This window comes from Pseudoalteromonas arctica (assembly GCF_012927645.1).
GTDB classification, from domain to species: domain Bacteria; phylum Pseudomonadota; class Gammaproteobacteria; order Enterobacterales; family Alteromonadaceae; genus Pseudoalteromonas; species Pseudoalteromonas arctica_A.
The window spans coordinates 1-12,322 of record NZ_JABBMT010000013.1; the positions used below are offsets into that span (position 1 = coordinate 1).

Here is a 12,322-nt window from a genome sequence, read left to right on the forward strand (position 1 = left end):
CGCTTTGCTACACCGAGAAGACAAAAGTAAAGTTAATCACTATTACCTATTGGTTTTTCCTCTGTGAGCTCGGTGCTCTCTGTGGTGAATAAATCACTAAAAGACTTTTGCACAAAGAGAAGTGAATAAGAAGAACAAATGCCACGGGCTTCGAGCGACGAGCTTCGAATATGCCCTAGCATCTAGTCACTTCCTAAAACCTAGAACCTCACTCTCTAGAACCTAATCAAACTTATAGCTTCAGCCTTCTCTTTCACTTTCAAACCATGTAAAATTGCGCAATTTCCTAATTATAATGAGCTTTATAATGTCTATCCCACACAGCCTGTTAAGCCAACTAGTTAAACTTGCCCTTGATGAAGATTTAAATTACCAAACAGCCGAACAAGGCGACATCACCGCACAATTAATTCCAGCAGCGCAGCAAGCTAACGCCAAAGTGATCACCCGTGAAGATTGCGTATTTTGCGGTAAAGACATTATCTTAGAAGTATTCAAACAAGTTGATCCGAGTGTAGCAGTTAATGTATTGGTAAATGATGGCGATACAGTTAAAACTAACGACACACTATTTACAGCATCTGGATCAGCGCGCGCCATTTTAACCGCTGAACGTACCGCGCTTAATTTTGTACAAACCTTGTCAGGTACTGCAACTACTACCGCACATTATGTAAAAGAGCTTGAAGGCACAACAACACAACTATTAGATACCCGTAAGAGCATTCCTGGTTTACGTGCATTACAAAAGTACGCAGTTAAATGTGGTGGCGGCACTAACCACCGTATAGGTTTGTTTGACGCGTTTTTAATTAAAGAAAACCACATAGCCGCTTGTGGGGGAATTGATAACGCCGTAGCGCAAGCAAAACTTAATCATCCAACTAAACCAGTAGAAGTAGAAGTTGAATCACTTATTGAGCTAGATCAAGCCATTACAGCGGGTGCTGATATTATAATGCTAGATAACTTTAGCGTTGAGCAAATTCAACAAGCAGTGGTACTGACCAATAAGCGTGCTAAATTAGAGGTTTCAGGCAATATGACCCTAGCAACACTGCGCACTTACTCACAAGCGGGGGTTGATTTTATTTCCTGCGGCGCACTTACAAAAAACTTACAATCAATTGATTTATCAATGCGCTTTGAGTGAAAATCAAACTAAAAATAACAATTATATAGCCATAACACATTGACAAACTGCCTAATAAAGCATTAAATAAGCCGAAAGGCTTATACACCATAACAAACTGTTAAACTGGGTGCTTTATATAATACAAAACAGTGTTATTGTAAGCCTCTAGGATGAATGAATTAACTTTCAACCAATCCTAAAGAACTACTTACGGGTATTGTTTTACACCGCACGGCTACTTTGATGAAAGCTGTGAGTTAAATAAACAACATTAATACCAAGTAGTGGGTGAAGAAAGTTTTTAAAATTCGATGAAATGCAGTTAAAGCCGCTTTCAATCAGCTGTTTTAGTGCTAAAGTAGATCTAACAGAGTAATTTTAATAGTTGCTAAAACCTATCCAGCATTATTTAGCTAGGCACTGGGTTAGGTATTAGTAATTTAACGATTTTAAAAAAACCGTAAGATAAAGCAGTTACAATAGCTAACGTGATTACACACTTTACTAACATAATTTATTTAGCTTACAAAAAACACTATCCTTTAGGAGAGGAACATGGAAAAAATGACACAACAAAGTCAAAAGGGTTTTACCCTAATTGAATTAATGATTGTAGTAGCAATCATCGGTATTTTAGCAGCGGTAGCCTTGCCTGCTTATCAAGATTATACGACTCGTGCAAAAATGAGTGAAGTTGTTACATTTGCTGGTTCAGCTAAAACAGCAGTTAGTGAATGTATAATTACTACAGGTGATATTACTGCCTGTAATAGCAATGCAAAAGTAGGTTTAGATACTACAGGTATTTCATCTACTTATGTTGCCTCCGTTGAAGTAAGTGGTTCTGGTGTAATCACAACTACTGTTAAAGGAACTAATGTTGGTGCTTTAGATGGCTCTACTTTAGTTTTTACTCCAAATGCAGCAAACGGTGGAGTTACATGGAAATGCGAAATTGACGATAGTGCATTAAATAAATATGTGCCGCAAAACTGTCGCAAAAGCTAATTGACAATTAGTAAAAGAAGCTCTTTCTATGAAAGAGCTTGCATTATGGATACTAGAAAATATTTACTTCACTCAAACATTCCTTCCTTATTCTTATTTTTTTGTCTAATTCCATTTATTGATGAGTATTTTTTGGGTTTATTTAATGAAAAAAGATTTTTCCAATCTATACTCCTTATTTTATGTGCCTTACTTTATTTTCATTCATTCAAATTAGAAAAAAAATCGAAGCTGATTTTAGTTTCAGTTCTATTCATTGGTTTAATAAGCACACTTTTAAGCGAAAACTTATTATATTCAAGCTTGAGCTATCTTCACGCTACAATGCTAATAAGCCTTGTTTTTTTAGGTTATAAAATAAAAGATAATAACTCTATTTTATTTTATACGATATTTTTCTCTAACGTATTTTTAGTATCTTATTCATTACTTAATTATTCTTTTTTTATTCTATCAAGTGAGGCGCCATTTCCTGATGGCGTTTTATATGGTTTCTATAACATTCGATTTTTTAATCAATTTCAAGTCCTAAGCATACCCTTTGTCATCTATTTTCTTTCACACTCTAAGTTACATAGAGTTGCCAAAGTCACTCTGACTTTTAATTTCTTTTTGCTACTTTTCAGTAGCGCGCGAGGGGCTTCAATAGCAATTTTGATAACAACTTTAATTTATTGCTATTTCATAAATAAAAGCATGGTAAAAGAGATACTCTTTTATGTATTAGCTGCTATTTTATTATTTTTACTTCATTATTTTTATCTTAGTTTTTACCACTCAGCCGAATATATAATAAGAACTGGTAGTTCAAAAAGATACGAGTTATGGCTAGAAGTTATCAACAATATAAGCTTTAAAACACTACTTATCGGTAATGGCCCTGGTGGGTATAAATCTGAGACTTTCGATTTTGGCCACCCCCATAATAGCATCCTTCAAATATTGAATAACTGGGGGGTAATTGTTTTATCTATTACTGTTTGGTTTATATATAAATTAATCACTCACTCACTAGCATTCATTAAGAAAAACAAAGGTAACAATGAGTTTTTAACCTGTTTTACTTCATTCGTAAGCTTACTAATTTACTCACTAGTCAGCGGCGTGATAGTCATGCCAATTCCGCAGACTTTTTTATTTGTTTTAGTTGGGATTTTACTTGGGTATTTAGGTTATAATCTATTTGAAAGAAAAAATAACACACATAAAAAAATAGCACTAATTATTACATTCACAATATCTTTACTTTACGCGGCATTAGTTATACTTAGCTACAGCTGTTTAGACCCTAAACCATACGGCCCTAGCTTTTGGTCTAACGGACAATTATCTTTTGAAAATTGTAAACTTACTTACTTCGAGGATTAATAATGGCAAAGCAACCGGACAAAAAAGGATTTGATACTTTTGAATGGGTAGGCGTGAGTGCTCGCGGGAAGCGCCTTGAAGGCGAAATGACAGGCGCAAGTATAGCTTTAGTCAAGGCCCAATTACGTAAACAAGGTATCACACCCTCAAAAGTTAAACGAAAAGCCAAGCCTTTGTTCGGCGTGCGTATGCAGGCTATTACGCCAAAAGATATTGCTTTAGTTACGCGGCAAATTGCCACTATGTTAATGGCAGGTGTTCCCCTTATTCAATCAATCGAAATGATAGGCACCGGGTCAACAAACAAAAGCGTTACAAAGCTAATGGAAACCGTCGGCGATGAAGTAAAAGCAGGTGGTGCTTTATCTGATGCACTGCGTAAACACCCTCGCTATTTTGATGATTTGTATTGTGATTTAGTCGCCTCCGGTGAGCAATCTGGTGCACTGGATAAAATATTCGACCGCGTTGCCCTGTATAAAGAAAAGTCAGAAGCGCTGAAATCAAAAATTAAAAAAGCTATGTTCTACCCAATTGCTGTATTGGTAGTGGCGTTAATTGTAACCTCTATTTTACTTATATTCGTAGTGCCGCAATTTCAAGATATTTTTGCCGGCTTTGGTGCAGAACTCCCTGCGTTTACTTTAATGGTGATAGGTATTTCTGAGTTTATGCAAGAATATTGGTGGATGATGCTCATTGCCTTAGTAGGCTTTGGCTGGGCTTATAAGGAAGCGCTACTAAAAAGCAAAAAACTACGCGATGCCAACGACCGTGCTATTTTAAAATTACCCGTAATTGGTATGATTTTAAATAAAGCTGCGGTGGCGCGCTATGCCCGTACGCTTTCGACCACCTTTGCGGCGGGTGTACCTCTAGTTGATGCGCTGGACTCAGCTGCTGGGGCTTCAGGTAACGCGGTTTATCGTTATGCTATTTTAGATATAAAAGCTGAAGTAAGCTCGGGTAATCAAATGAACTGGGCGATGCGCAACTCAAAAATATTCCCCGATATGGTGATACAAATGGTCGCTATAGGTGAAGAGTCAGGCTCTTTGGATGGCATGCTGGCAAAGGTCGCCACTATTTATGAGCAAGAAGTTGATGATGCAGTAGATGGCCTATCGAGCTTGTTAGAGCCGCTTATTATGGCGGTACTCGGCGTGTTAGTTGGTGGTTTGATCATTGCTATGTACTTACCTATTTTCCAACTTGGGTCGGTTATATAAAAGCTGTAAGCTGTAAGCTGTAAGCTGTAAGCTGTAAGCAAAAATGTTCCTAATTTATATTAAGCAATGAAACATCTTTTTTATTTAAGTGATTAATTCACCACCGAGAACACAGAGAAGAAATAAGTGATTTTTTACTTTGGTTTCTCTGTGTAGCGCGCAGCGCCTTTGTGCCCTCGGTGGTAAAATAGGTTTGTTTGTGTAAATGTATAAACAGTCGCGAGGTAAACTCGCTGCTACCAATACGTAGGCGCGGGTTTACCCCGCGCAATAGATTCAAGTTCTGTCAGTGATTAATTCACCACCGAGAACACAGAGAAAAAATAAGTGATTTTTACTTTGGTTTCTCTGTGTAGCGCGCAGCGCCTTTGTGCCCTCGGTGGTAAAATAGGTTTATCGGTGTAAATGTATAAACAGTCGCGAGGTAAACTCGCTGCTACATACACGTAAGCGCGGGGTTACCCCACGCAATTAGATTAAAGTTCTGTCAGTGATTAATTCACCACCGAGAACACAGAGAAAAAATAAGTGATTTTTACTTTGGTTTCTCTGTGTAGCGCGCAGCGCCTTTGTGCCCTCGGTGGTAAAATAGGTTTGTTTGTGTAAATGTATAAACAGTCACGAGGTAAACTCGCTGCTACATACACGTAAGCGCGGGCTTACCCCACGCAATTAGATTAAAGTTCTGTCAGTGATTAATTCACCACCGAGAACACAGAGAAGAAATAAGTGGTTTTTACTTTGGTTTCTCTGTGTAGCGCGCAGCGTCTTTGTGCCCTCGGTGGTAAAATAGGTTTGTTTGTGTAAATGTATAAACAGTCGCGAGGTAAACTCGCTGCTACATACACGTAAGCGCGGGCTTACCCCACGCAATTAAATTAAAGTTCTGTCAGTGATTAATTCACCACCGAGAACACAGAGAAGAAATAAGTGATTTTTTACTTTGGTTTCTCTGTGTAGCGCGCAGCGCCTTTGTGCCCTCGGTGGTAAAATAGGTTTGTTTGTGTAAATGTATAAACAGTCGCGAGGTAAACTCGCTGCTACCAATGCGTAGGCGCGGGTTTACCCCGCGCAATAGATTAAAGTTCTGTCAGTGATTAATTCACCACCGAGAACACAGAGAAGAAATAAGTGGTTTTTACTTTGGTTTCTCTGTGTAGCGCGCAGCGCCTTTGTGCCCTCGGTGGTAAAATAAGTTTGTTTGTGTAAATGTATAAACAGTCGCGAGGTAAACTCGCTGCTACATACACGTAAGCGCGGGCTTTTAGTAGATTTTAGGTTTTAGGTTTTAGGTTTTAGGTTTTAGCGAATGCAAAATTTCTTTCTCGACATAATCACTGTTATGCAAAACCAATTATGGTTTTACTTACTCACCGTTGGCTTAGTGAGCCTGTGTATTGGCAGTTTTTTGAATGTAGTTATTTATCGGTTGCCGATAATGATGCAACGCGAATGGCAAACTGAATGCCGTGTTTTACTGGCTGACGATTTAAAACCCACAAAAGCTGGTAATACAGAAGCTGAGTTTAATCTAGTAAAGCCGAACTCTACTTGCCCAAAGTGCAAAACGGCAATTAAGCCTTGGCAAAATATCCCTGTTCTTAGCTGGTTATTGTTAAAAGGTCGCTGCGCTAGTTGCAGTAACCCAATTTCAGTACGTTACCCTATTGTTGAAATACTTACTGCGGTTTTAAGCTTAATAGTGGCCTACACTTTTGGCGCGACTGAGCAGGCACTGCTGTATATTTTAATTACTTGGGTGCTCGTTGCCCTGATCTTTATTGATATTGATCATATGCTACTACCTGATCAACTCACCCTACCATTAGTTTGGTTAGCATTAATTGCTGCGGTAATGGGTATCACTCTCTCCCCAACAGATGCAATAATTGGGGCGGCATGTGGCTATTTAAGTTTATGGAGCGTCTATTGGCTGTTTAAACTGATCACCGGTAAAGAAGGCATGGGCTATGGTGACTTTAAATTACTGGCGGTATTTGGCGCATTACTGGGCTGGCAATCATTACTCACTATTGTTTTATTATCGAGTGTAGTGGGCGCTATTATTGGGATCGCGTTATTGAGTATTCAAGGCAAAGATAAAGCCACACCAATTCCATTTGGGCCTTATTTAGCCATTGCCGGTTGGGTTACTTTATTATGGGGCACGCAAATCCAAGTATTTTATTTTAATTTGTTAGGTTATTAATATGAATGCATCCACTCATAAACCGATAAAAAATTGGGTGCTGGGCTTAACTGGCGGTATTGGTTGCGGAAAAAGCACCGTTAGCGCCATGTTTGAAAAACTCGCTATTACCGTAATTGATGCTGACATTATTGCACGCCAAGTAGTCAAACCGCATAGCCATGGTTTAGCTGCTATTAGTGAGCATTTTGGTGCCCAAGTGCTAAATCCCAACGGCAGTTTAAACCGGGCGCAATTACGTGAAATTATTTTTGCCGATACAGCGCAAAAAACTTGGCTTAATAATTTGCTGCACCCTCTGATCCGTGAAAAAACCCTTACTGATTTACACTCAGCAAACAGCGCATATGTGGTACTTGTTGCGCCACTGTTATTTGAAAATGGCCTTGAGCAATATTGTGATCGCACACTGGTTATTGATGTACCTATTGCGGTGCAGCTTGAACGAACTATTGCCCGCGATAACACCTCGGAGCAGCAAGCACGCAGTATTATCGCCGCACAAATGTCACGCGAGGATAAACTTAACCGCGCTGACGATGTGATTGATAACAACCGACCGCTGGCTCAAGTAGCTACTGTAATACAACAATTACATGCACAGTATTTAGCACTGCCTGCGAAAAAATAAACAGTCGCGAGGTAAACTCGCTGCTACCAATACGTAGGCGCGGGTTTACCCCGCGCAATAGATTCAAGTTCTGTCAGTGATTAATTCACCACCGAGAACACAGAGAAGAAATAAGTGATTTTTACTTTGGTTTCTCTGTGTAGCGCGCAGCGTCTTTGTGCCCTCGGTGGTAAAATAGGTTTATCTGTGTAAATGTATAAACAGTCGCGAGGTAAACTCGCTGCTACCAATACGTAGGCGCGGGTTTACCCCACGCAATTAGATTAAAGGCATTTACACAAAAACTTTCTGGGTTTTTGTTGTCAAATTATCTTAAATCGATAAGACTAATATTATCCCCTCCTTTCTTCTGGTAAATTGCAGGCTATGAAAGGATCTAACCAAGGTGCGCAATGAATATTAATTCACCATTACTTAGAAAGTTTATTACGCTTGGCCGTATTGACGCAGAAACAGTTAAATTAAAGCAACGTGAATATGCCTCAACCGCAGAGTTAATAGCTAAATGCTGCGGTATTGATGGCCATGAACTTGCCGAGCAATGCATCGACCTATTCCGAGTGCCTTATTTTGATATACGTGAGTTTGACGTCGAGCTGATCCCCAAAGAGCTAGTTAAAGAAAAACTGATCAAAGATCACCATATTCTGCCTTTAGTTAAAAAAGGCAGTAAACTCTACATTGCCGCATCGGATCCTACTGATTATGGTGCTTTTGAAAACTTTGAATTCAGTACCGGGCTTGCCTGTGAGGTGGTCGTTGTTGATTATCGCCAGCTTGAAGTCAAAATAGATCAACTGCTTGATGCGTCGGGCAGCTTGCATTTAAGTGATGAAGAATTTAAAGAATTTAGTGAGCTAGATACTGAAGGCTCGCGCGAAATACAAAACAACGGTGAAGACGAAAAAGACGATGCCCCGATTATCGTCTACATCAATAAAATTTTGATGGATGCAATTAAAAAAGGCGCATCAGATTTACACTTTGAACCCTACGAGCATAAGTACCGCGTGCGTTTTCGTATTGATGGCATTTTGCATGAAATGGCCAGCCCGCCGAATAGCTTGGCTACGCGTTTATCAGCGCGTATAAAAGTAATGGCACGCTTAGATATTGCTGAAAAACGTAAACCGCAAGATGGCCGTATTAAGCTTAAAATCACTGAACGTAAAAGTATCGATTTCCGGGTGAGTACGCTGCCAACCTTGTGGGGCGAAAAAATCGTAATGCGTATCCTTGATTCATCCAGTGCCATGCTCGGCATTGATGTACTTGGTTACGAACCTGAGCAGAAAAAGCTCTATATGAATGCACTGCAACAACCGCAAGGCATGATATTAGTAACAGGCCCTACAGGCTCGGGTAAAACGGTATCTCTTTATACTGGTTTGAATATTCTTAACCAGCCTGAGCGCAATATCAGCACCGCAGAGGATCCGGTTGAAATTAACCTCGAAGGTATCAACCAAGTACAAATAAACCCACGTGCTGATATGACTTTTGCTAATGCGCTAAAAGCGTTTTTACGTCAAGATCCTGATGTAGTAATGGTAGGTGAAATACGTGATCTTGAAACCGCTGAAATTTCAATAAAAGCGGCACAAACGGGTCACTTGGTATTATCAACCTTACATACTAACTCTGCACCTGAAACCCTAACCCGTTTACTTAATATGGGTGTACCTGCTTATAACGTTGCCAGCTCTATTAGCTTAATTATCGCACAGCGCTTAGCTCGACGTTTATGCCCTAAATGCAAAACGCCCGAAACACTTCCTGATGAAGAGTTACAACGACAAGGCTTCACGCCAGAACAAATAAGTGAACTCACTTTATTTGTCCCCCAAGGCTGCGATAGTTGCACAGATGGCTATAAAGGCCGGGTAGGTATTTATGAAGTAATGCAAATTACTCCAGAAATAGCGCAAATCATTATGCGTGGCGGTAACTCACTAGAAATTGCTGAAGTATCGTTAAAGTCAGGGTTTAATAACTTACGTTTATCAGGCCTCAGAAAAGCTGCCGAGGGTGTCACCTCTCTGGCTGAGATAAACCGTGTCACTAGTTTTTAGGTGCTGAGCACGAAGCTCGATAATAACATAGGGGTGGCTCATGCTACACAATGTTGTAATTTATAAAAATTAACCGCCCTTTATATAATTGACCCAATTGTTAAGAGATTGATATGCCAACTATAGTTAACTGCCCAACGTGTAAAACCCAAGTAGCATGGTCAGAAAAAAGCCCGCACCGCCCTTTTTGTTCTAAACGCTGTCAGTTGATTGACTTAGGCGAATGGTCGTTTGAAAACAATAAAATCTCTGCTCCAATCACCTCTGCTGATGATTTAAGCCAAGATATGATTGAAGATATTGAAGCTATGCTTGCTAAAAACGACGATGACTTTTTCAAGTAAGTCTGAAAAAGGTTTGTTTGTGTAAATGTATAAACAGTCGCGAGGTAAACTCGCTGCTACCTGCGTAGCCGCGGGTTTGCCCCGTGCAAATACCTGCTAGGTGCTTTGCAGTTAACCCAACTTCCAAACTAAAAACACTAACGCAAAACCAACTAAATAAATCAGCCCTAGCCAACTCAAGCCACGTATTACTTTGGAATGTTGAATACTTGGCACTGAGCGAACTAAGCTAAAATTAAGCCATGCAAATATCGGCGTGGTTAAAAATGCTAAAGTCATAGCAAACGTGAGCATAGGGCCTAAAGCTGATTTAAAAAATAAGATCACCGCCATACCTGCCAGAGATTGCAAAATGAGCCAGATATTTAAACTGTGCTTACTTTGTTTAAAACCTAATAATTTGTGTGATTCGTTTAATGTGCGAGCGTAGCCATCAAGCACGGTTAAAGTTGTGCCAAACATACATAAAAACGCGATAATTGAAACCAATGGTCGAGCCCATTCACCTATAGTCAGGGCATACATATCAATAAGCTGTTTAGCAAATGCTACGCCGCCGAGCTCTATATTCGCGCTTTGCCCGTATTGCACTAACACACCGAGTGAAAAGAATACTAATGCCAACCCAGCGGTTAACCAATAACCTAAATTAAAATCAAATAACCCTTGCGCTCTCGTTACCGTTTGTTGGCTTTGCTTTTCTTTAAGCCACAATGAGCTTAATGCTGAAATTTCAATCGGTGCTGGCATCCACCCCATTAGTGCAACCATAAAACCCAGCATGGCAAGCTCGTAGGGGGATGGTCCAACGTAATCAGCAGGTGCCATTGGGCCGTTACTAAATGCAATGGCTAGGGCTATGACCGTTGCTAGTGTAAGTAGCCCCATAATAGCCTTTGCGACGTTATCGAGTGCTTTAAAGTGACCGAGTAATAAAATGACCAAGCAAACGGCTAATATCAACCAACATAAAAAGGTCACTGAAATAGTGATCGGCAGCGCATAATGCAGCAGACTTGCAGTAAGTAATAAAACTCCAGCGGTATTGACCACCGCAGCAATAATATTTAAGCCAATAAAACTATAAAAAAACCACGGGCCTTTGCTTTGATAGCCTTCAACTAAGCTTTTTTTGGTGGCGAGTGTGTATTCAATACCAAAGCGAAAAAACGGATATTTGAGTAAATTAACCACCACGATTAACCAAAAAAGCTGCCAGCCAAAAATAGCTCCAGCTTGTGTTGATGCCACTAAATGTGAGCCACCAATAGCGGCAGTTGCCATTAAAATACCAGGACCGAGTGCGTTTAAACGGGTTTGCCAAGTTGATACTGCTGATTGCATATGCGTGCTTACTATATTGTTTTTATTAATAAGCAAGTTACAGCGTTTTAGCGTGGATTGAAAGTGAGATATTAGTAGAAGATGAAACGGTTTGCTAGATCCTAGTTACCTAGGATCTAGCGCCTTTATTTTAAAATAAGTTAACGTAAGTTCATTTCCTGAATAATTTCATGAGCAATTTCAGGTGTAGTGCTCACTGGTTTTTCGTGTAGATTGGCTTTAATTTGACCTTTACGATGTTTTAGTGCTGCATCGAGTTTTTTAGCCGCGTTTTTAATTGCAGGATAAAGAACTTCGTCTTCACCTTTAACCGATAAACGCGCCCCTTCGTATATAGTGCTGATTTCTGCTTGAAGCTTGTGGTGCTCTTTTGAAAGAATGATATCGAGTGCGATCAGAGATGGAAAATGGCTCGCAATTTTTGAAAATTTTTCGTTGATGTGCTCTCTAATAGAGTCAGTAACGTCAACATGGTGACCAGAAAGATTAATTTTCATAGGGTATCCTTTTTTATGTTACCTCATAACTAGTATTGGGGGCTATTTAGATTAACACAAGGCAGCAAAGCATAAATATGACATTTATTTGTCAGTATACCCAAAACCCTTATATAGCGGGGTTTCTAGCTACGTACGGAATATTTGTACATTAATTATACGAACAGCAATAATCGGCAAAGTCAGTTACTTTTACTTGGAAAGTTACGTTAGCATCAACGTTAAATGACTCACCCGCTGACATGGTTTGCCACTCACTCTCGCCAGGCAGTAATACATCCCACTGGCCGCCGTTTAATTCCATCAACTCTTTTTTGCTAGTAGCAAATTCAAATTCACCGGCTTGCATAAAACCTAACGTTTTAGTGCTACCATCAGCAAAAATTACCGTACGGCTTGATACTTTACCGTCAAAATATACGTTCGCTGTTTTAACCACACTTACATTATCAAACTGAGACATCCTCACTCCTGTTTATTTAAGT

11 protein-coding genes are annotated in these 12,322 nt (G+C 39.7%); 8 read left to right on the forward strand and 3 right to left on the reverse strand.

Annotated features, from left to right (window positions below; all coding sequences use genetic code 11):
* The first annotated feature begins 307 nt into the window (after positions 1–307).
* The 8 genes from nadC (at position 308) to yacG (ending at position 9,996) form a co-directional block, all read left to right on the forward strand.
* Positions 308–1,153: a carboxylating nicotinate-nucleotide diphosphorylase gene (gene nadC / locus HHO47_RS09870; protein WP_169020156.1), complete on the forward strand. Its 846-nt coding sequence runs from the start codon at positions 308–310 to the stop codon at positions 1,151–1,153.
* A gap of 537 nt (positions 1,154–1,690) precedes the next feature.
* Positions 1,691–2,143, forward strand: a complete 453-nt coding sequence (locus HHO47_RS09875; RefSeq protein WP_169020157.1) for a pilin — start codon at positions 1,691–1,693, stop codon at positions 2,141–2,143.
* Positions 2,144–2,188: 45 nt separating this feature from the next.
* Positions 2,189–3,511, forward strand: coding sequence for an O-antigen ligase family protein (locus HHO47_RS09880; RefSeq protein ID WP_169020158.1), 1,323 nt, complete (start codon positions 2,189–2,191; stop codon positions 3,509–3,511).
* A 2-nt stretch (positions 3,512–3,513) separates the two neighbouring features.
* Complete coding sequence (locus HHO47_RS09885; protein ID WP_145235200.1) at positions 3,514–4,740, forward strand: type II secretion system F family protein; 1,227 nt, start codon at positions 3,514–3,516, stop codon at positions 4,738–4,740.
* Between the two features lie 1,309 nt (positions 4,741–6,049).
* Positions 6,050–6,949, forward strand: coding sequence for a prepilin peptidase (locus tag HHO47_RS09890; RefSeq protein ID WP_169020159.1), 900 nt, complete (start codon positions 6,050–6,052; stop codon positions 6,947–6,949).
* 1 nt (position 6,950) lies between these two features.
* Positions 6,951–7,580, forward strand: coding sequence for a dephospho-CoA kinase (gene coaE / locus HHO47_RS09895; RefSeq protein ID WP_169020160.1), 630 nt, complete (start codon positions 6,951–6,953; stop codon positions 7,578–7,580).
* A 392-nt stretch (positions 7,581–7,972) separates the two neighbouring features.
* Positions 7,973–9,652 (forward strand): type IV-A pilus assembly ATPase PilB, encoded by a 1,680-nt coding sequence (pilB, locus tag HHO47_RS09900; protein ID WP_169020161.1) that lies wholly within the window; start codon positions 7,973–7,975, stop codon positions 9,650–9,652.
* Positions 9,653–9,765: 113 nt separating this feature from the next.
* Complete coding sequence (gene yacG / locus HHO47_RS09905; RefSeq protein ID WP_169020162.1) at positions 9,766–9,996, forward strand: DNA gyrase inhibitor YacG; 231 nt, start codon at positions 9,766–9,768, stop codon at positions 9,994–9,996.
* 111 nt (positions 9,997–10,107) lie between these two features.
* Here the strand turns inward: yacG and HHO47_RS09910 are convergent, their stop codons facing one another.
* The 3 genes from HHO47_RS09910 to HHO47_RS09920 all read right to left on the reverse strand — a co-directional run bounded on the left by HHO47_RS09910 (position 10,108) and on the right by HHO47_RS09920 (position 12,300).
* On the reverse strand, positions 10,108–11,340 hold the full coding sequence (locus tag HHO47_RS09910; RefSeq protein ID WP_169020163.1) for an NRAMP family divalent metal transporter: 1,233 nt from the start codon (positions 11,338–11,340) through the stop codon (positions 10,108–10,110).
* A 140-nt stretch (positions 11,341–11,480) separates the two neighbouring features.
* Entirely contained in the window at positions 11,481–11,837 is a 357-nt protein-coding gene (hpf, locus tag HHO47_RS09915) for a ribosome hibernation-promoting factor, HPF/YfiA family (RefSeq protein WP_169020164.1), read from the reverse strand.
* 151 nt (positions 11,838–11,988) lie between these two features.
* Positions 11,989–12,300, reverse strand: a complete 312-nt coding sequence (locus HHO47_RS09920; protein WP_169020165.1) for a pyrimidine/purine nucleoside phosphorylase — start codon at positions 12,298–12,300, stop codon at positions 11,989–11,991.
* Between the last annotated feature and the right edge of the window lie 22 nt (positions 12,301–12,322).